General features: G+C 51.6%; 13 protein-coding genes. 6 read left to right on the forward strand and 7 right to left on the reverse strand.

Annotated features, from left to right (window positions below; all coding sequences use genetic code 11):
* Positions 1-64 precede the first annotated feature (64 nt).
* The 6 genes from AC1DF0_RS09550 to AC1DF0_RS09575 all read right to left on the reverse strand — a co-directional run bounded on the left by AC1DF0_RS09550 (position 65) and on the right by AC1DF0_RS09575 (position 10,008).
* Positions 65-2,137 (reverse strand): transglycosylase domain-containing protein, encoded by a 2,073-nt coding sequence (locus AC1DF0_RS09550; RefSeq protein ID WP_477573771.1) that lies wholly within the window; start codon positions 2,135-2,137, stop codon positions 65-67.
* A 357-nt stretch (positions 2,138-2,494) separates the two neighbouring features.
* Positions 2,495-4,312 carry an ABC transporter ATP-binding protein gene (locus tag AC1DF0_RS09555; protein ID WP_477573772.1) on the reverse strand — a complete coding sequence of 606 codons (1,818 nt, stop codon included), beginning with the start codon at positions 4,310-4,312 and terminating at the stop codon, positions 2,495-2,497.
* The gene (locus AC1DF0_RS09560; RefSeq protein ID WP_477573773.1) at positions 4,309-6,108 is read right to left on the reverse strand and encodes an ABC transporter ATP-binding protein; all 1,800 of its coding nucleotides are present in this window, start codon (positions 6,106-6,108) and stop codon (positions 4,309-4,311) included. Before AC1DF0_RS09560 ends, AC1DF0_RS09555 begins: the two co-directional genes overlap by 4 nt.
* A gap of 222 nt (positions 6,109-6,330) precedes the next feature.
* Positions 6,331-7,509: a glycoside hydrolase family 130 protein gene (locus AC1DF0_RS09565; RefSeq protein WP_442048297.1), complete on the reverse strand. Its 1,179-nt coding sequence runs from the start codon at positions 7,507-7,509 to the stop codon at positions 6,331-6,333.
* A 322-nt stretch (positions 7,510-7,831) separates the two neighbouring features.
* Positions 7,832-9,028 carry an AGE family epimerase/isomerase gene (locus AC1DF0_RS09570; RefSeq protein ID WP_477573774.1) on the reverse strand — a complete coding sequence of 399 codons (1,197 nt, stop codon included), beginning with the start codon at positions 9,026-9,028 and terminating at the stop codon, positions 7,832-7,834.
* Positions 9,025-10,008, reverse strand: coding sequence for a glycoside hydrolase family 113 (locus tag AC1DF0_RS09575; protein ID WP_442048295.1), 984 nt, complete (start codon positions 10,006-10,008; stop codon positions 9,025-9,027). The genes AC1DF0_RS09570 and AC1DF0_RS09575 overlap by 4 nt, the downstream gene beginning before the upstream one ends.
* Positions 10,009-10,334: 326 nt before the next feature.
* Here AC1DF0_RS09575 and AC1DF0_RS09580 point away from each other — a divergent pair, with 326 nt between their 5' ends.
* From AC1DF0_RS09580 to AC1DF0_RS09600, 5 genes are all read left to right on the forward strand, one after another.
* Complete coding sequence (locus AC1DF0_RS09580) at positions 10,335-11,657, forward strand: ABC transporter substrate-binding protein (RefSeq protein ID WP_477573775.1); 1,323 nt, start codon at positions 10,335-10,337, stop codon at positions 11,655-11,657.
* Positions 11,658-11,750: 93 nt separating this feature from the next.
* Positions 11,751-12,641, forward strand: a complete 891-nt coding sequence (locus AC1DF0_RS09585; RefSeq protein ID WP_337098313.1) for a carbohydrate ABC transporter permease — start codon at positions 11,751-11,753, stop codon at positions 12,639-12,641.
* Positions 12,642-12,644: 3 nt separating this feature from the next.
* Entirely contained in the window at positions 12,645-13,475 is an 831-nt protein-coding gene (locus AC1DF0_RS09590) for a carbohydrate ABC transporter permease (protein WP_442048292.1), read from the forward strand.
* A gap of 92 nt (positions 13,476-13,567) precedes the next feature.
* Positions 13,568-14,326: a response regulator gene (locus tag AC1DF0_RS09595; RefSeq protein WP_442048291.1), complete on the forward strand. Its 759-nt coding sequence runs from the start codon at positions 13,568-13,570 to the stop codon at positions 14,324-14,326.
* 137 nt (positions 14,327-14,463) lie between these two features.
* On the forward strand, positions 14,464-16,263 hold the full coding sequence (locus AC1DF0_RS09600; protein WP_477573776.1) for an ABC transporter ATP-binding protein: 1,800 nt from the start codon (positions 14,464-14,466) through the stop codon (positions 16,261-16,263).
* A gap of 224 nt (positions 16,264-16,487) precedes the next feature.
* On the opposite strand, the gene AC1DF0_RS09605 is transcribed toward AC1DF0_RS09600, so the two are convergent.
* Positions 16,488-17,324, reverse strand: coding sequence for a LysM peptidoglycan-binding domain-containing protein (locus AC1DF0_RS09605; protein WP_477573777.1), 837 nt, complete (start codon positions 17,322-17,324; stop codon positions 16,488-16,490).
* A 230-nt stretch (positions 17,325-17,554) separates the two neighbouring features.
* Here AC1DF0_RS09605 and lacZ point away from each other — a divergent pair, with 230 nt between their 5' ends.
* Positions 17,555-20,662, forward strand: coding sequence for a beta-galactosidase, LacZ type (gene lacZ, locus AC1DF0_RS09610; RefSeq protein WP_477573778.1), 3,108 nt, complete (start codon positions 17,555-17,557; stop codon positions 20,660-20,662).
* Positions 20,663-20,685 lie beyond the last annotated feature (23 nt).

Here is a 20,685-nt window from a genome sequence, read left to right on the forward strand (position 1 = left end):
TGCCGCTATACGCAGACCTTTTCACCATTTACTCTTTTTAGTTCGACGAAATGCCGTTACGAGCTTAGCGATCGCGGTCTCGTTCACGCTCACGCTCTTTTTTCTTCTGCTTATCGTTTTTGTCTGATTTTTTATTGTCGTTTTTATTTTCCTTGTTCCTATCTCGTTTCTCTTTATTCTTTTCTTTATTTTTGGATGGTTTTTCAGAATTAGACTCCTTTTTCTCTTCCTTCTGTTTCTTGCCCCACATATCGGAAGGCGCGGGCGGAAAGGCCAGCACAGGCTCATCCTTGAGCGCTTGCTCCATTAAAGCTTGGAATACGGCAGCCGCCGCCTTCGATGTTGTCGTTAAATAATGCATACTGTCGCTATGGTCGTAGCCTAACCACACAGCCCCGACAAGCTGCGGCGTATAACCGACGAACCAGTTATCCTTGGCCCCTTGCTCGGTTGCTCCCGACATTTGGGTCGTACCCGATTTGCCGGCAACCGGGCGTCCCTGCAATGCAGCGGCGGTGCCTGTTCCCTCTTGAATGACACCTTCGAGCATGGCGGTTATCGTCCGAGCAATTCCGGGCTCCGTTACCTGCGTGCCTTCCGGCTTAGCTGCCTCGGCTAGCAGAACGCCGTCTGCGGATTCGATACGCGTTATCGAATGTGCCTGCATCTTCACGCCATCATTAGCGAATACGCCGAACGCTTCCGCCATTTGCATCGGAGATACGCCTTCATGCAGACCGCCAAGCGCAAGACCGAGCGTTCGATCCTCCGGGGTCAATGGGATGCCGAAGCGACCGGCCGCATCCAGACCTTTGTCAATGCCGAGCTCGTTCAACAGCTTAACAGCCGGGATGTTATAAGAGTTAATGAGCGCTTCGTACAGCGTAACGTTCCCGTGATAGCCCCCGCCGGCATTTTGCGGTTCATAACCTCCAATATTGATCGGCTCGTCAACGATTGTATCCATCGGACGATAGCCCGCTTCCAATGCCGGCGTATAGACGGCGATCGGCTTGATCGTAGAGCCAGGCTGGCGCTTAAGCTGCGAAGCGCGGTTAAAGCCGCGGAACGGTTGATCGCCTCTGCCGCCTATGAGCGCTCTAATTCCGCCTGTTCTCGGGTCAATCAAAGATGCGCCGCTCTGGATCAATTGATCTTCCGTGCTTTGCGGGAACAACGACTCCTCCGCATACACTTGCTCGGCTGCTTGCTGCATGCCTTGATCCAACTCGGTGTAGATACGTAGCCCGCCGAGGAGCACTTCATTTTCCGATAAGCCGTACTGCGTCATTGCTTCACGAATCATTTGATCCACATAATAGGGAAACCGGATATCGTCGACGCGGTTAGGCTTAGCGCTTAATAGCGTAACCGGCTCCTTAACCGCTTCATTGTAAGTATTGGCGTCGATGAACGCTTGCTCCTTCATCTGTTCCAGAACAAGGTTTCGCCGCTCTGTGGCTTTCTCTAAATGTTTATACGGTGTAAGTGCCGAAGGCGCTTTAATAAGACCGGCCAGCAAAGCTGCCTCGGCGACGGTCAACTGATCGGCCTCTTTGCCGAAATAGGTGTATGCAGCCCGTTTAATTCCCCAGGCTCCTTCTCCGTAGTAAATTTGATTCAGATACATTTCCATGATACGTTCCTTGCTGTAGTTTTCCTCGATTTTTTTGGCCAAAAGCACTTCGTTCCATTTCCGCGACCATGTTCGCTCTTGAGACAAAAATACATTTTTCGCAAGCTGCTGCGTAATCGTGCTCCCGCCTTGCATCGTACCGCCCGCTGATACATTCGTCCAAAAAGCGCGTCCGATTGCCCGGACGTCCATGCCGTCATGCGTTAGAAACCGCTTGTCTTCGATGGCAATAACCGCATGGACGAGATGGGCCGGAATACTTGCGTAATCTATTTCCTCTATTTTATTAAACGATATTCGGCTCGCTTCTTTGCCGTCCTTGTCATAAACGATGGTCGCAGCCGGAAGAGGAGTCTCCAACTGACCAATATCCTGAGCGCCGACGAGCATCCGGAAAGCTACCCATGCGGCTACAGCCATCATAAAGATAACCAAAAACAAAACGGTTACGATGTTAATGACCTTTTTTCTTGTGTATGTTTTTTTCTTTACTGTCTCCATCCCTGTTCCCCCATGATCGTATTCATGCTGTCTTTCATTCTTTATACCTTTCGGGAGGGGGAGCGATTTTTAGTACGTTCGGCAGGGGGAGGGGACGAGTAGCCGTAATTTGGCGTGAATGGGCGAACTTGCATAATTCCATATTGGAGGGTCCGTTGCACAATATGCAACGAGGACTTGTAGAAGCGCCGTGTAGAGGTGATCAGTTGCATAAAGTGCAGCGAAATGTTGAGGGGGGAGGCGTTTAGGTTGCTATGGAGCGAAGCGGGTGTGAAGCTGGGGTGGGCATCAACGGACCGTTAAGAAACGGGAGGGAGCAGCTAATAGAGCTGCTCCCTCCCAGTCCGAATAAGCTCGTTAAGTTTTATTCCACAGCTTGCGATAGGTGCCGTCTGTGAGCATCAGCAATTGCTCGTGGTCGCCTTGCTCGGCGATTAAGCCGTTCTCCATGACGATAATGGAGTCTGCGTCCTGCACGGTCGTCAGCCGGTGGGCGATGACGAGCAGCGTGCTTCCCTGCAGCAGTGTGCGTTTGCGAACACTGTCCATCACGTAGCGCTCCGTATCGGTGTCGAGCGCCGAGGTGGCCTCGTCGAAGATCCAGATGGGCCGCGCTGAGAGCATGGCGCGGGCGATGGCCAGCCGCTGCTTCTGTCCGCCGCTTAAAGAGCTGCCATGCTCCTTCAATGGCGTATCGTAGCCGTCCGGCAGAGCCATGATGAAATCGTGAGCGGCTGCGGCAACGGCTGCATCAACGAGATCGGAGTCTGAAGCATTCGGCTTGCCGACGAGTAAATTATCGCGGATCGTACCCGCGAACAGATACGGGGATTGGGGAACATAAGCGACGTATTGCCTAGCTAATTCCGCATGGTGGCTTGGATTCGCACCGCAAATGGTTACTTCACCCTCGTCGGGAAATAACAGCCCCGCGCCAAGCTTGGCAGCTGTTGACTTGCCGGACCCGCTTGGTCCAACGATAGCGGTGAATGAACCGGGACGCAGCTCCAGGTTGAAGCGCTGCAGCAAATGTTGACCGGCTGCGGACATGTCGGCATTGGTGTTTGAATCGGTTGTTTGTTGATCGGTATGAACGCCTGCATGCTCATCGTAACGAAACGATACGTTGCTCCAGCGTATGTCATGCTGCTGCTTGCCGCTGAAGCTATCGACGGCATGGCTAGGCTCTTTCTTCGCCCCCCAAAGGGCGGATATACGTGCTGTCTGCCCTAAGTTCTGCTGTACCTCGCCCCACATTCTGCCGATATTGACGAGCGGATTGTAGATCCTCCAGACGAGCACGAAGAAGGCCATCAACGCGCCGATCTGAAGCTTTCCTTGTACGGCTAGCCAAGCGACTGCGAGTACAGAACCCCAGGTGAGAAGAAGGGAGAGCGAGACGGTGAGTCCGTTCACAAGCTCGTTCCACCACATGCGCTGCATATACAGCCTGTTCAACTTATGGCGTTCCTCCACGAAGCGGTCCATCATCCAGCCTTCGGCGCCGAAGGCGCGCAGTGTCTCCATGCCTTGCAGCGCATCCTGCTGGCATTGCCGCACGGCAGCTTCCTGCTCCGCTACGGCAAGGCCGATGACGCCGAGCCTTCTGCGAAGCAAGTGGCTGCCAACAATGCCAATCGGCATAAGGATGAACAGTGCCAAAGCAATCTCCCATTGCAGCCACAGCATGTAGATGGCGGCGAGCACAAGCATAATCGCTTGGCTGCCGATGCCGTGGAACAAGGTGGAGAGAATCCAGCTTGTTCGGTCTCCATCGGCCCATATCCGCTGGGCCAGGTCGGCGGAGTGCGATGCCGAGGCGTCTTGCAGCGGCAGCCGTTGCGCTTCGTCGGCGAGCTCTAGACTAACGTCGCGTTGAAGTGCGCTCATACTATTTTGCTTATTGTAGAATCCAAGAATAGTGAGACCGAGAAGGACGATCACGATAATGGTAGAAATGATCATTAGATTGTTAATATAGGTTAACTGTCCTAGCTCTAGTCGGTTATAGTATATTTCCATCAGCAGTGGAACGAGCAGCATGACAACCGTTTCGCCGAGGGTTAAGATGACCGACGCTGTAAAAGGAACTTTCCCTTTGCCCAGCTTCGACCACAGCAAAGCAATAAGCTGCCTGAGCGTTGGTGTTGTACGTAATGGGATTGGTGAATTCATCGGGCCATACTCTCCTCTCGCAGGTCGGACCAGTCGCCCGCTTTGACAAGCGCAGCGTACTTGCCGCCTAACTGCAGCAACCCGGCATGCGTCCCGCTCTCTATGATGCTGCCATTTTCCATATAAACGATACAATCCGCGTCCTCAACGGTTGATAGCCGATGTGCCGCTACGAGTACGGTTCTTCCTTGCATTACGCTTTGAAGCGCATCCTGCATGAGACGCTCGTTAATGCCGTCCAATGCCGAGGTAGGCTCATCCAGCAGCAAAATACGAGGATTGCGCAAATACGCTCTTGCCAGTGCCAAACGTTGCCGCTCGCCTCCGGATAGGCGCTGTCCTCTCTCTCCAAGACGGGTTGCATACCCCTCAGGCAGCGCCTCTATAAAAGGATGGGCGTTTGCGTAGTGAGCCGCCTCGGCAATCTCTTCATCCGTAGCGTCCAGTCGGCCGATGCGGATATTATCCATGACTGTTGCATCGAACAGTGCGGCGTCCTGAGGGACATAGGCGGTTAGCCGTCTCCACGACTCAGCGTTGCGTTCGTTCAGGTCATGTGCACCATATCGAATCGTTCCCGAAGAAGGGGAATGAAGACCGAGAATGAGCTTAATGAGAGAACTCTTGCCGCTCCCGCTAGGACCGACAATGGCAGTAACCTGACCTTGCCGAATGGTGAGCGAGAGTTGATTGAGGACAATGTCTTGATCGTTGTAGGCGAATGTGACTTGATCCAAGACGATATCGCCCTGCTGAGGCAAGGCGGCGGCTGAAGGCAAGGTGGCATCCATAACGGTTGCTGCTTCTGCCTCGGCAGGATCGATCATCTCATAGACTCGCTTTGCATGTGCGACGGAGTCCGAGACGGAGGACCAAGTCTGAATAAGATGCGCAAGAGGGAAAACGAGCCGTTCATACGACAACATGAAAGCGGCTATGGCGCCTACGGCGAGACTCCCATTAACGACCATCGAAGCTCCCATGCTGAATATATACACTTGGCCAAGCCAAAAACCGATAAACACAGCCCAGCCGTTCACAGCGCGCAGCAGCTCGGTTCGCAGCCAACGATGCCTTGTCGTCTCGACCTTGTCTCTCCACGCTTTGTTGAAGGAAGGGCGCAGTCCATAGCTGCGGACAACCTCAGCGCCTTGCAATTGATCGAGCAGCATAGCGTCGCGCTCGCCATGCCCCTCGTTCGTCTTGTCCTGCCATCTGCGTATCGGCTTCGCGAGCATATTGCTAAGCAGCGGAAGCAGCAAGGCGACGACGATCGCCCCGGCCATCAGCTCCCAAGACAGAATCGTTAAGTAGACGAATAGGAACAGAATCGAAAGGACGTTGTGAATGAGCTCGGGGATACGTTTATTGATTCCCTCCTGCGCGGTCGGTGCAGAGCTATTGAGCCGCTGGAGCTTATCGCCCGTATGCCATTTCATATAACGAGAAAGCTTCATTGTGAAAAGCCCGCCAAGCAGTCCTCGCTGCATATCGAGCGTGGTACGATTGCTTAGCCGCTGATTGAGCAGCGCTTGCAGGAATGAGACGGCAACCTCGATAACGAACAGGGAGCCGAACCAAATCGAGGCTTGCAGCAAGCCGTCCATATTGAGCTGCGAAGTCGCGTCGAACAATAGGCGCATCGCTTCGGCCCAGCCGACAGGAAGCAACGATGCAACTAGGACGATGGCAATAATGCCTAAGTAGGCGAGCCAGTAGGCTTTGGCCCAGCGCAGCATTTTAAGTACTACCAATATAGGCTTATCTAACTCTGTAGCTTGCTCTTGGGTGGTCAATACGTTTCCTCCTCCAACCGTGAATGTAGCTGATGAATAATGGATTACATATATGTTATTTTCTCTATTATTTCGTATATGGAATCGATTGACAATCGGCCTATGGAATAGAGCGGTCTACATCTAGGGGCGGAGGCGGAGGGGGATTTTATGCTGATAAAAGGAAGAGCCTATCCTGCTAATAAAAGCGAGGATAGGCTCGTTTCGTTATGTTAAACCGTATTACTTCGATGCCAGCTGCAAGTTGCGGTCAATGAGCTCGATACGCTGCTCCACGCATGCGTACGAGCGGAGCGGATCTTCCGGCGTGTTGATCACATAGTCTAGCAGACGATCAACAGTTGTCGCAGCGACATGGCAGCGCGTATCGGAGGATGCGTAGTAGATGAACACATCGCCGTTCTCTTGCGCGATAACGCCGTTGCAGAACGTTACGTTGGATACGTCGCCTACGCGCTCGATGCCTTCCGGCGCAATTAGATGACCGCCTGGGCGGTGCGTCACTTTGCTAGGATCGTTAAGCTCGGATAGGAACGCGTAAATGACATAACGAAGGCCGGCAGCCGTGTTGCGAACGCCATGAGCGATATGAAGCCAGCCTTTGTCCGTTTTGATCGGAGCGGGTCCTTGGCCGTTCTTCACTTCCTTGATCGTATGGTAGTGGCGCTCGTCGATAATGATCTCGCGATCGATAACGGCATTCTCGATCGTGTCGGACAAGCCCCAGCCGATGCCGCCGCCGGATCCCGTATCGATGAAGCCGTCTTGCGGACGCGTATAGAACGCGTATTTGCCGTCGACAAACTCAGGGTGCAGCACAACGTTGCGCTGTTGGTTGGAAGCCGTCTTCAGATCGTCAAGGCGCTCCCACGTCTTCAAATCTTTCGTTCTTGCGATGCCGCATTGCGCAACGGCGCTGGAGAGGTCGCCTCTTGGCGCTTCCGGGTCTTTGCGCTCGGTGCAGAACAAGCCGTAGATCCAGCCGTCCTCATGCTGAACGAGACGCATGTCGTAGACGTTAACGTCCGGATTGGATGTCTCCGGCAGCAGAATCGGATGATCCCAGAAACGGAAGCCGTCTACGCCGTTATCGCTCTCGGCAATCGCGAAAAACGATTTGCGGTCATTGCCTTCTACGCGGGCGACAAGGAAAAACTTGCCGTTCAAGAAGATTGCTCCTGGGTTGAAGACGCAGTTAACGCCGATACGTTCCATGAAATACGGATTCGTCTCCGGGTTGAAGTCGTATTTCCAGTGAAGCGGTGCATGCTCAGCCGTTAGAACTGGGTGCTCGTAACGTTCGAAAATGCCGTTGCCGAGCTCGATCGGACTGTTTTTGCGACCGACGAGAGATTCATAACGCTCCGTAAGAAGCTGCTTGCGTTGTTCAAAATTTAACATTAGGATGGCCTCCGTTTCATTAATTGCCAATTTTTTAGTCGGGATGTACTGATTAACGGGAAAAACTGGAGCTATTTTCGAACGATATTACTCTATTTAAAGAATAACTGGAAAAACTCCCGCTAATTCGAGCCTACTTGCCGAATTGAAGCTCCTATTAGGAAATTAACGGGAGGAAATCCCGTTAATTCGATTAGATCGAGCGATGAGAGGAAATTAACGGGAGGAAATCCCGTTAATTCGATTAGATCGAGCGATGAGAGGAAATTAACGGTAGTAAATCCTGTTATTTCACCTTCATCACGAAACCAAGGCTACCCGTCTAGTGCTGCAGTCGCTCGAGCATCTCGAAGCAAGCTCTGCCATTGTGGTAAGGGCACTTCCAGGCGCTTACCTTCTGCACATTGCCGCTCGGCTTGCCATCTTCGGTTACGCTCCAATGCCACTCGCCGAACTGTTTGTCGACGATGTAATTCTCGATGAATTGCCAAGAGCGCTGCGCAGCGTCGCGGTACTTCTCGTCCCCGCTCATCTGATAAGCATTATAGAAGCCGACGACGGCTTCGGCTTGCGGCCACCAGTCCTTGTCTGCGTCGATGAGTCCGTGAGCGTCCGCTTCATTCCATAACCCGCCGTCTTTATCGACGCCTTCATTCAGCGTCGCTTCCGCCATGCGCAGCGCGATGGCCTTCGACTCGGCCAGCAGAGCTTCGTTGCCAAGCACCTCGGCTGCTTCAACGAGCAGCCAACTGCCCTCGATGTCATGCCCGTAAGAGACGTGCTCGGACTTGCTGTTCCATTCCTCGTCGAAGAATAGCAGGAAGTGCGCGCTGTCGTCATCGATAATATGCTTGATCGTGACTTCGATTAGCTCCTTCAGCTTCGCGCTAAGCTCATCCGACTTCCAAACGCGGTACAGATTCGTGTACGCCTCCAGCACATGCAGATGCGTATTCATTGATTTCTTTTCGTTCAAATCTTTGTTGCTTAAGGAAAGATCATCGGTTTGCTCCCATTCGCGGGACAACGCTTCGACATAACCTTTATGGATAGTGTCGTAGCCGTGCTTCTCCAGTACCGAGAAGAGCTCGATGGCTTGTGCGAGCGCCGGCTCGTGCCCGGTGGCGCGATAATATTCGGACAGCGCATAGATAGCGAACGCTTGACCGTAAATCTGCTTCTTAGACTGGGACGGGCTACCTTCCGCATCCACCATCCAGTACAAGCCGCCGTATTCGCGATCGATGAAATGCTCGGTTACATAGGCATATGCACGCTCGGCTATTCGCAAATATTGCTCGTCTTTGTAAATACGATAGGCGGAAGCGAATGTCCATAAAATGCGAGTATTGAGCACCGAGCTTTTGTCTGCCGAGGCATCCGCTTCAAGCTCGCGGCTGATGTAGCCGTAGAAGCCGCCTTTCTCTTCGTCAATGGAATGCTTCATCCAGAAGCCGAGAATATTATCTTTCAGCTCCGTCTCAATGGCAGGCAGCCATTGCTGTTTCCAGTCGCTCATTTAGTTGCCGCCCCTTTCGCCGGTTGCTTTGTTTTGACTGTGTAATAGGAACGAACCGTGCTCTCCGCTTGCTTGCCGTACATGCAGTAATCGTCGTTGGCACCGGCTTCGCTTTCTTCATAAAGCTTTGCTGGCCAATCCCATAACATGAAGCCGCCTACCCAGTCACGCTTGTCGCAAGCCGAGAACATCGCTTCGTAGAAGCTGCGCTGCGCTTCTTCGCTCGGTGCCCCTGCAAGTCCCCAATCGTTCGGGATATAAGGCGAGCCCTCGCGGCTCGGACAGCCCGCTTCCATGAAGAAAAATGGCTTATCATGAGCAGCCACAACACGTTCGATGCGATCAAGCTGCTCCTCCCAATTGTCAATCGGATAGTATCCGCTCGAAGAGATGACGTCGACGGCATCCCACCATTTCACATTGGCTTCCTGATATTTATCGCAGTTGTAAGTAATGATGCCGGAGTAAACGCCTCGAACCTCGGCGATAAGCTTACGCCATTCTTGCTCACGGCGATCCGTCTGTACCATCTCGCAGCCGATACAGAGCATCTCGCAGCCCGTCTCCTCGGCGATCCTTGCATAATGAACGATAAATGCGGTATAGGAGGCGAACCATTCCGACCACTTCGGTTCACAGGGCACGTCGACATCGAAGAAGTTAATATGGGCGCGCCAAGTGCCGTTGGCACAGTTCACGACAGGCTTCATTACAACTTGAAGCCCAAGCTCCTTCGCCTTGCGAATGGCAGAGCGCACCTCGTCATCGGTTACAGTCGGCGCTTCCTTATATTTGATTTCAGTTGCTTGAGGATGATCTTGCAATGCCCCGAGCGTGATGGCCGTCCAGTTCACGTTAAGGCGGCTGGCCATAAGCTCCATCGATTTATCGGCTTGCTCGCCAGTCCAAGTTCCGCGAACGCCGGTCCAACCCCAGGTCATTCCTCCGATGTAGGAGGGTAAAGTGGATAAAGTTGACATAGAATCGCCTCGCTTTGCTGTTAGGTAGATTTGTTATCATAATTAATTAGTTTGTTATATAACAAGTAAACATGATAAACAGGTGTTTTGGCAATACCTTAGTCGCGAAACGAGTAAATTTTATTTTTTCTTCAATAAACGATGCGATATGAAAGCTAAAATCGCACTTAAAGCGATTACATTAAATAAATGTTAGTTAGAAATGAAATTTATGAAGATGTCATTTGAAGACTATAAATCGCATTTTAAACCATTTGCGAACGCTTACGAGTGAGGTAAACTCAATTTGCAAGCGTTACCAAACGATGAACAGGGGGAAATACGAAATGAAGAAAATTGCATCGTTAGCTTTAGTGTCTGCTGTTATGCTAACAACGTTGGCTGCATGTGGCGGAAACAATGGGGACAATGAAACGAACAAAGCGACAAACGTACCGGCAAGCGAGAACACGGCAACGAACAAACCGAGCAACGGCGGGGGCGAGGAGGCTGCTCCCAACATTACCGGCGAGGTTGTGTTCCTAACGAACCGTACCGACATGGTTGACAAGGAGTATGTTGATTACGAGAAACGATTCGAAGAGAAATACCCGGGCGTTGACCTGAAGTTCGAAGCGATCCTCGACTACGACAAGACGCTTAAGATCCGTATCGCTTCCGGCGATTTCCCGGACGTCGTATTCACGCCAACCATTCCGAACAACGAGCTGTCGAACTACTTTGCTCCGCTTGACGACATTCAATTTTCCGACGAGATCTATTTCAAAGACTTGAAATCGTTCGAAAACAAAATGTACGGCGTATCCTCCGGCGGTTCTACTGTAGGTATCGTTTATAACAAAAAAGCGTTCGAGAAAGCCGGCATTACGGCAATTCCAAAAACGTATGACGAGTTCCTTGCGGCTGCGCAGAAGCTGAAGGATGCAGGCATCGTGCCGCTCGCTTCCAACTTCAAGGACAAATGGCCGCTTGATGCATGGGTATATGACGTGACTACGATCGTAGGCGAGGACCCGGCTCACCAGAACAAACGCGCTGAAACGGATACGCCTTACACGCTTGACAACGCATACGGCAAATCATGGGGCATCCTGCGCGAACTGTACGAAAAAGGCTTCCTTGAGAAAGACGTTAACTCGACGAACTGGGAGCAATCGAAGAAGGACGTCGCATCGGGTAACTTCGGTATGTATCTGCTTGGCAACTGGGTTATCAACCAAGTTATCGAGAACGGCGCTGCTGCCGAGGACGTAGGCTTCTTCCCATTCCCTGCCGACAACAGCGGCGTAGCGAAAGCACCTCTTAACCCGGACTTCTTCTACGCGGTTAACAAAAACGGCAACGTAGAAGCGGCTAAAGCCTTCGTGAAATGGATGATTGAAGAATCAGGCTTCGACGACTTCGCGGGCTTCATCCCGACGCTCAAAGGCAAAGAACCAAAATTGCCACAGCTTGCGGAATTCAACACGTACTCGCCGAAATACTTCGAGCCGGCGCAACCAGTGGATGCGGCAACGCAAATCCAGAACAAAGCGCAGCTTGACCAAGCAGCTGTCGTTCAAGAGTTCGTATTGTCGAAGGATCCGCAGAAAGTATTCGATAAGGTGAACACGGCTTGGGCGAAAGCGAAGAAGGACTTAGGTCTGTAACTGTAATTGTTATTCATTAGATAACGAGGCGCGGGCGGATGATCGGGTTGTGGGATCATCCGTCCTAGTCTTTCGGGAAGGAAGGGATACCGTATGTTCAGCAGGCTTTCTTTTAATACGCAGAAGAAGCTCATCATCACTCTGTTCGTGTCGGTGCCGCTGCTGCTGCTTCTGACATTTGCTTATTACCCGGCGCTCGAGCTGTTTCGCATCAGCTTCACGAGCTGGGACGGCTTAAGTCCGGACCGGTCATGGATCGGCTTTGACAACTATAAGGAGGTTTTCTCCAATCCGGGCATCTTCGGCGTGTTCAAGCATAACCTTGCTTACTTCGTCGTCGGTATCGTTCAGAACATCCTGGCTATTTATTTCGCGGTTGTACTTAACAGCAAGCTGAAGGGACGCAACTTCTTCCGACTGCTGCTATTCTTGCCTTATATTCTTAACGGCGTTGCCGTCGCCTACTTATTCGGATACGTATTCGATACGACGAACGGCTCGCTTAATTACTTATTGGGACAGCTGGGCTTCGGAGCTTTGTCCGAAACGAGCTGGCTTGGCAATGGTTCATTCGTTAACTATACGCTGGCTTCTATCGGCCTATGGAGATTCATGGGCTTCAATATGGTTATTTACTTAGCAGCGCTTCAATCGATCCCTAGTGACCTATACGAGGCCGCATCGATCGACGGAGCGAACGGCTGGAAGCAATTTTTGCATATTACGCTGCCAAACATCTATAAGATTATCGAGTTGAACTTGTTCTTAACCGTTACGGGAGCTTTGGAAGTATTCGATCTACCTTTCGTATTGACTAAGGGCGGACCGGCCGGAGCAAGCGAAACCTTCGTTATGAAAATTATCGAGACCGCATTCCAGTTCAACAACTACGGCCTAGCATCGGCAATGAGTGTAGTCTTGTTGTTATTTGTAGTCATCGTGTTATCGATTCAGCGCTTCCTGCTGAATAGAAAGGGGGAATAAAGGATGCAGCGATCTAGCCGAATCTGGGATAGCGTCAAATATTTATCGCTCCTCGCAGCCGCCTTTGCGATATTGTTCCCGCCATATATTATTATCGTCAATGCTTTCAAGACGAAGGAAGAGTTCCAAACGAAGTCTTCCATCTCCTTGCCGGACAGCTTCCTTAACTTCAGCAACTTCGGCGCGGCATTCAAGTCCGCGGACATGACGACGGCCTTCGGCAATACGATTATTATTATCGTGGTTACGCTCGTGCTTAATATTTTGATCGGCTCGGCTTTCTGTTATGCGGTCGGACGATTCAACTTTAAGTTCAAAGGCGCGCTTGTCGGACTGTTCCTCTTCGCGACAATCATTCCGTCCATTACGACGCAGGTTGTCAACTACAAGACGATTCAAGCGCTGGAGCTGACGAACAATCTGATGGGGCCGGTACTGATCTATGTCGGCGCCGATATTTTGCAAATATATATTTTCTTGCAATTCATTCGCAACATCCCTTATGAGCTCGATGAGAGCGCCATGCTGGAGGGAGCTTCATTGTTCAGGATCTTCCGTTCGATCATCTTCCCGCTGCTTGCTCCGGCGACAGCGACGATCGTGATCTTGAAGACGATCAGCATCTACAACGATATGTTCATTCCGTACTTGTACTTGCCACGGCCCGAGCATGTCGTCGTATCGACCTCGCTTATGCGCTTCTTCGGCGTCAACAGCGGCGACTGGCAGATGATTTCATCGGCAATCCTGATTATTATGATTCCTACGGCAATCCTCTACATGTTCCTTCAAAAATATATTTTCGCAGGTGTGACAAGCGGCGCGGTGAAGTAACCGCCCGCTTGTTTTTCTTGCAAGCGCTGAGGAAGGGAAGATTGAAGTTTTGCGGATTTTGGCTCAAACTACGAGGGAGGAGCTGAAGTGGCATGAACATCATCATCGTAGACGACGAAGAATTTATTAGGCTCGGTTTGCAAAAGATTTTGCTGAAAATGGACCTCGACATACAAGTGATCGGCTCGTTCAGCAACGGGATGGACGCTTGGACGCATATTGCCAAGCTTGCTCCCGGCGAGCTTGACGTCCTGATTACCGATATAAAGATGCCGATGATGGACGGCTTCCGTCTCATCGAACATATACGCGACAAGTCGATCGCTATGATCGTGCTTAGCGGTTTCAGCGAATTCGAATACGCCCGCAAGGCGCTTAGGCAAGGGGTAAGGGACTATCTGCTGAAGCCGATCGATAAAGCGCAGCTGTACGAACTGCTCACTAGGCTGAAGAGCGAGAGGCAAACGGCGAAGGAGCAGGAGCAGCTAGCCGAAGAAGCGTCGTCGCAATCCCTGTCTGCCGACAAGGAGCATCACGTCATTGAACGGATGAAGGCGATACTGGAGCAGCAGTATGACAAAAACTTCGAGATGGAGAGCATTGCGGAGACGGTTGGCATGAGCGGCAACTATTTGAGCAGGCTGTTCAAGCAGGAGACGGGGGAGACGGTGACCGACTTCCTTATTCGGATTCGGATCGAGAAGGCGAAGCAGTTCATGAGCGATCATCCTTCTTTAAAAAACTATGAAATCTCGCAGCTGGTCGGCTATAGCGATCCGGTCTATTTCAACAAGCTGTTCAAGAAGATGGTCGGCGTAACGCCGAAGGATTATAAGGATAAGCACCGCTGAGCGGATAGAAGCAAAAATCAATATTTTTTTGCAAATTCACACATTTACATAACATCCCGTTAGGAGTTAAGATGAGTGGCGTCAGCACGAAATGATGATACCTAAAGATTATGAGCTGCAGAAGGATGGAGACTATCATGTTGGAGAGTGCCGCAGAGCTTAAGGCACGGAGAGGGTTAGGCAGCACGTTCGAGAACGCGGCGCTTGCAGAAGAAACGACCCCGTTTAAGTTTTTGTTATCGTTATACAAAGGGAACTTTGGCAATTTGTTTATTTCGTTTGTTTTTTTGATTGTGAAAAGCGCGCCGATCTATGTGCTGCCGATCGTTACGGCGAATATCATCAATATCGCCACGAATCCTTCGGCACATTCCATGCGCGGCATGTGGATCAATTTTATCGTTGTGGTCATCGTCATTTTGCAAAATATACCGACTCATGCGGCGTACATATCGTTCCTCAGCCGTGCTGTCCGGCATGTAGAGGCGGGACTTCGCAGCGCAATGGTACGCAAGCTGCAGCAGCTGTCGATCAACTCGCATCGCGAGCTTCCGGCCGGCAAGCTGCAGTCGAAGGTGCTTCGCGATGTCGAAGCGGTCGAGGCGATGTCGAAGCAGTTCATGATCGCTCTCGCTCCGGCAGTCGTCAACATCGTTGTCTCGTTCATCATTACGGTTCAGAGCAGTTGGGTCGTATCCCTGTTCTTCGTTCTTACGATTCCGATGTCAATCTCTATCGTAACGGCGTTCCGCAGGAAGATCCGCCGATCGAACAGCGAGTTCCGCAAGGAGATCGAGCAAATGTCGTCGCGTGTATCGGAGATGGTCGAGATGATTCCGGTCACGCGGGCGCATGGCCTCGAGAAAGTGGAGATTGCGCGCATCGATTCGACGCTGCGCAATATTCAAGGCAAAGGCTATCGCCTTGACCTCGTTGAAGCGTATTTCGGCGCATCGAACTGGGTAACGTTCCAAATCTTCCAGGTGCTTTGCTTAATGTTCACTGCTTATCTCGCTTACAAAGGCGAGATCCAGGTCGGTGACGTCGTCATGTATCAAGGCTTCTTCTCGATGATATTGGGCTCGGTAACCGGTCTAATTAATATTTATCCGCAGATCGCCAAGGGTCTCGAGTCGATTCGCTCGATCAAAGAAATATTAGTGTCCACGGACATCGAGAACAATCGCGGCAAGCAGAAAATGGCGGATGTGAGAGGCGCATTTTCCTTTGAGAACGTAGAGCTCTCCTACCCGGGCAGCGAGCATCATGTGCTCGAGGACGTCACGTTGGAGGTGAAGGCGGGCGAATGTATCGCGTTCGTCGGTGCGTCCGGTGCAGGCAAATCGACGGTGCTTAATCTCGTCATTGGTTTCCTGCAGGCGACCGGAGGCAAGGTGCGCGTCGACGGCATCGATATGAACGATATCGACCTGCGCAGCTACCGCAAGCATCTGGCCGTCGTGCCGCAGACGAATATCCTATTCTCTGGTACGATACGCGATAATATAACATATGGATTAAAAGAGATTAACGAGTCGGACATTGCCCGCGTCGTAGAGATGGCGAACTTGTCCGAGTTCATCCAGAAGCTGCCCAAAGGGCTCGATACGATGGTCGGCGAGCACGGCGGCAAGCTGTCTGGCGGCCAACGTCAGCGGATTGCGATAGCGCGCGCGTTAATTCGCGATCCGAAGGTAATCGTGCTCGACGAAGCGACATCGGCTCTCGACAACGAGTCGGAGTTCCATGTGCAGAAGGCGATGCAGGAGCTCATTAAAGATCGGACGACGTTCATTGTTGCGCACCGTCTGTCCACGATTCGCGATGCGGACAGGATCGTCGTCATGAAGAACGGGCGTGTAGCCGAGATCGGCACATTCGACGAGTTGATGGCAGGCAAAGGCGAGTTCTATAGCTTAAGGCAGCTGTCGCTGTAGGGGATATGCGTCGAGAGTTAAGTTATGAAGAGGCTCACTAATTAATGAACCAAAGCTCACTTTATTACGGTGTATTTCGGAATATATGGAATTAGAATGAGGCAAACCTCACTGCGCGTGAACCTGGGTTCATGGCGAGTGAGGTTTGCCTCATTATTTGTTGGTAGGGCGTTTATTACACTTAAATTTGTGAGGTTAGCCTCACTAATGAGTGAGCAGCTTCACTACTCCCACCACTTCAAGTACAGGAACGGATCGATGGCGGCATATACTGGCGTACGCTTGTAAATGGCAAAGTGCAGATGAGGCAGAAACTTTCCTTCTGTTCCTTCGGGACCGTACCCCGTGCTGCCGACATAGCCGATTAGCTGCCCTGCGGTTACGGTAACGCCTTCCTTGATGCCGGTCGCATACTTGGATAGATGCGCATAATAAAACTCAGTCGATTCATCGACGCGCACCGTGACGCGCCAGCCGCCGTATTCGTTCCATGCGGCTTTGACGATCGTGCCGCCAAGCGCGCTATATACGGGAGTGCCTTTGTCCGCGAATATATCGACGCCTTCGTGCGAACGAGCAGCCGCTACATCAGGCGACCATGTACGTGAGTCCGCATAAGTATTGGTGAACGGCGTATAGCTTCCTTTTGCAAGCGGAAATACGCCTGTTAAGTAGTTGTCTGGCTTCTTAGGTATGCGAATCTCTAGTCCCATCCATATGTTATTTGGATTCGATATTTGCGGATTTGCATTTATGAGTTTAGCGAGCGGGACATTGTAACGCTGCGCTATCTTCCACATCGTATCGTTCTGCTGAACCTTAACCGAGGCATATTCCGGCGGGTTCGGCACTTGGAGCGTTTGGCCAATCGTTAGCTCATCGGTTGTCAGGCTGTTTAACGCCTTTAATTGCTCCACGGTAACGCCGTATTTCGTCCCGATTAGCCAAAGCGAATCATTCGGCTGTACGGTGTACGAGGCGGCGGAGCCGATTCCCGGGGCTGCGGTTAGTAAAGCGAGAAGCGCGGCGCTGCAGGCTAACCTTTTCATTCTACCTTTCATGCTGTCTCAACCTCTCTTATGTGGAATGATCTTCTATTCCATATTAGTAGAGAAAGCGCTTTATATTTAGCGGTAAATATTGGGCTGCAGCGAAGGTACAGGTTTTATTGCAGGTTTGCAAATGTTCAAATTTTGATATGATATATGAATATTGTACAAGGAATACTGAAAACCAATTGTTTTATAATGTGAATATAGTTCTACTACTACGAAGTGAGGAGTCGACATAAATGCGTAAAAAATTCATTTATTCCCCTCCGGCGAACGGTTATCCCGAATGGAATAACAATCCGGATATTTTCCAGTTAAATCGAATGGATGCTCATGCTTCGTTAATGCCGTTCGACACGGTAGAGGAAGCGCTGGAAGGGGATCATGCGTCATCCGCGAATCGTTTGTTGCTGAACAGTAAATGGAAGTTCGCTTTCGCAAAGAACGCAGAGGCGCGTATCGCTAACTTTTACGAGTCTGATTACGATCATAGCAATTGGGATGAGATTGCCGTACCCGGTCATTGGCAGTTGCAGGGCTACGATTACCCGCAATATACGAATGTGACCTACCCATGGCATGGCAACGAGGATGTGAAGGCGCCGTTCGCCCCGACTGCTTATAATCCTGTCGGCTCGTACGTACGCTCTTTCAACGTTCCGGACAATTGGCAAGGCAAACCCGTCTTCATTAGCTTCCAAGGCGTTGAGTCAGCGTTCTACGTATGGTTGAACGGTGAACTGGTCGGCTTCAGCCAAGATACGTTCACGCCGTCGGAGTTCGATCTGACGCCTTATTTGATCGAGGGCGACAACAAGCTCGCGGTTGAAGTATACCGCTGGAGCGATGCGAGCTGGCTGGAGGACCAAGACTTCTGGCGCATGAGCGGGATATTCCGCGATGTGTATTTGTACACGACGCCGGATGTACATATCTACGACTTCTTCGTAAGGACACAGCTCGATGAGCAGTATCGCGATGCCGAGCTTGTTATTGATGCGAAGCTGCTCGATTATTATGCACGCGATGCGGCTAACGTGACCGTCGAGGCCGTTCTATATGACGTTGCTGGCCAGCCTGTTCTGGCAGAGCCGTTAACCGTTAGTATCTCGACCATTGGTGAGCAGCTTAAGGAAATTCAGCTCGGAGCAAGCCTATCCAATCCGCTCAAATGGAGCGCCGAGCAGCCGAACTTATATACGCTTGTGCTGAGCTTGAAAAACAAGAGCGGCGAGCTGCTTGAGGCAGTCAGCTGCAAGGTTGGCTTCCGGAGCTTCGAGCTTAAGGACGGCCTTATGCAAATAAACGGCAAACGGATTATGTTCAAGGGCGTTAATCGCCATGAGTTCAACTGCGATACGGGACGCTCCATTACGGAAGCGGATATGCGCAAGGACATTGAATTAATGAAGCTTCATAACATTAATGCCGTCCGTACATCGCACTATCCGAACGACTCGCTCTGGTATAAGCTGTGCGACGAATACGGACTGTATGTGATCGACGAGACGAATTTGGAGACGCATGGCTCTTGGTATTACGGGCAGCAGGAGCTGCTCGAGACCGTACCGGGCAGCCGCCCCGAATGGACGGCGGCGGTGCTTGACCGATGCAACACGATGTTCCAGCGCGATAAGAACCATCCGTCTATCGTCATCTGGTCACTGGGCAACGAGTCATTCGGAGGCGACAACTTCATTAAGATGCACGATTTCTTACGCGAGGTTGATCCTACGCGAATCGTTCATTACGAAGGGGCCTTCCATTACCGGGCGTCTGACGCCGCTTCAGATATCGAGAGCCACATGTATACGTCGCCTCAAGGTGTAGAGCGATATGCGCAGAGCAATCCGAAGAAGCCGTTCATTCTATGCGAATACAGCCACGCGATGGGCAACTCTTGCGGCGGTCTGCATGTGTATTGGGAAGTGTTCGAACGATATCCAGTGCTTCAAGGGGGCTTCATCTGGGATTGGATCGATCAGTCGATCCGAATTGTAGATGCGGACGGCACGGTAAAGATGCAGTACGGCGGCGACTTCGGCGAATCGCCGCATGACGGCAACTTCTGCGGCAACGGCCTTATTTTCGCGGATCGGACGGTCTCGCCTAAGCTGCAGGAAGTGAAAAAGGTGTATCAGAATGTGAAGTTCGAAGCAGTCGACTTGGCTGCGGGTACGATTAAAGTAACGAACCGTCATCTGTTTAACTCGCTTGATCAGTATGCGTTTGTGTGGAGCGTATCGGTCAATGGACGCAAGGTGGAAGAGGGAACAGTGTCTGCTGCGGTCGCTCCCGAATCGCAAGAGACGGTCACGATCGGCTACCAGTTGCCCATTCTTGCTAACGCATCCGAGCAAGCGGTACTGACCGTTCAGTTGCTGCTTAAGGAAGATACGGTTTGGGCAACGGAAGGCCATGAGATCGCGTTCGAACAGTTCGTGCTGCCGGCGCAAGCAATCGTTCGCGTCGGTCCTGCCGCTGAGAAACCAAACGTCACGTTAAAGGAGACAGCCGAGCTGTTGACGATTACAGGCGAGTCTTTCGCGGCAAGCTTCAACAAAGCGACAGGCAGTTTGGCCGCTTATGCTTGGAGAGGCAAGGAACGTCTGCGGACGGCGCTGACGCCGAGCTTCTGGCGCGCTTACACGGATAATGACCGCGGTAATAAGCATCATGAACGCTGTGCGACATGGCGCGAAGCGGGAACCGAACGCTCATTGATAGCGCTGGAGTGGGAAGCGACGGGCAGCATTGCTATCGTTCGGGCGAAGTTTAGCTTACCGACGACAAGTGAGTCGGATCTAAGCATCGTGTATACGGTAAGTGGAGACGGTGCAGTAGACGTGTATGAGGAGCTGACGCCGGGAGACGGCTTGCCTGAAATTCCGGAGGTCGGCATCATGTTCTCGTTGCCGGCGGAGTTCGATCAATTAAGCTGGTACGGCAACGGGCCTGATGAGACGTATTGGGATCGTCAGACGGGCGGCAAGCTCGGCCGTTATTCAGGTACGGTGAAGGATCAGCTTGTTCCCTACATCCGTCCGCAGGAATGCGGCAACAAAACGGATGTGCGCAGCGCTGCTATAACGAATGCGCGGGGCGAAGGCCTCGAGTTGACTGGACAGCCGCATTTTGAACTGAATGTCCTTCCTTACACGCCTTCCGAGCTGGAGTCTTATGATCATTTCTATAAGCTGCCTGCAAGCGACAAAACAGTCGTACGCGTCAACTACAAGCAAATGGGCGTCGGCGGGAATGACAGCTGGGGACAGAAGGCGGAGCAGGAGTATACGTTGTTCGCTAATCGGACGTACTCGCATCGCTTCTCGTTCCGAGGCATTTAACACAAAAGGCTTGCCGTTATCCA

Source organism: Paenibacillus sp. 05T425, assembly GCF_056396205.1.

Bases quoted from the DNA above. Each gene is read 5' to 3' on its own strand.
- AC1DF0_RS09580 (WP_477573775.1), top strand. From the start codon at position 10,335: ATGAAGAAAATTGCATCGTTAGCTTTAGTGTCTGCTGTTATGCTAACA.
- AC1DF0_RS09575 (WP_442048295.1), bottom strand. From the start codon at position 10,008: ATGTCAACTTTATCCACTTTACCCTCCTACATCGGAGGAATGACCTGG.
- AC1DF0_RS09585 (WP_337098313.1), top strand. From the start codon at position 11,751: ATGTTCAGCAGGCTTTCTTTTAATACGCAGAAGAAGCTCATCATCACT.
- AC1DF0_RS09595 (WP_442048291.1), top strand. From the start codon at position 13,568: ATGAACATCATCATCGTAGACGACGAAGAATTTATTAGGCTCGGTTTG.
- AC1DF0_RS09550 (WP_477573771.1), bottom strand. From the start codon at position 2,137: ATGGAGACAGTAAAGAAAAAAACATACACAAGAAAAAAGGTCATTAAC.
- AC1DF0_RS09605 (WP_477573777.1), bottom strand. From the start codon at position 17,324: ATGAAAGGTAGAATGAAAAGGTTAGCCTGCAGCGCCGCGCTTCTCGCT.
- AC1DF0_RS09555 (WP_477573772.1), bottom strand. From the start codon at position 4,312: ATGAATTCACCAATCCCATTACGTACAACACCAACGCTCAGGCAGCTT.
- AC1DF0_RS09600 (WP_477573776.1), top strand. From the start codon at position 14,464: ATGTTGGAGAGTGCCGCAGAGCTTAAGGCACGGAGAGGGTTAGGCAGC.
- AC1DF0_RS09590 (WP_442048292.1), top strand. From the start codon at position 12,645: ATGCAGCGATCTAGCCGAATCTGGGATAGCGTCAAATATTTATCGCTC.
- lacZ (WP_477573778.1), top strand. From the start codon at position 17,555: ATGCGTAAAAAATTCATTTATTCCCCTCCGGCGAACGGTTATCCCGAA.
- AC1DF0_RS09565 (WP_442048297.1), bottom strand. From the start codon at position 7,509: ATGTTAAATTTTGAACAACGCAAGCAGCTTCTTACGGAGCGTTATGAA.
- AC1DF0_RS09570 (WP_477573774.1), bottom strand. From the start codon at position 9,028: ATGAGCGACTGGAAACAGCAATGGCTGCCTGCCATTGAGACGGAGCTG.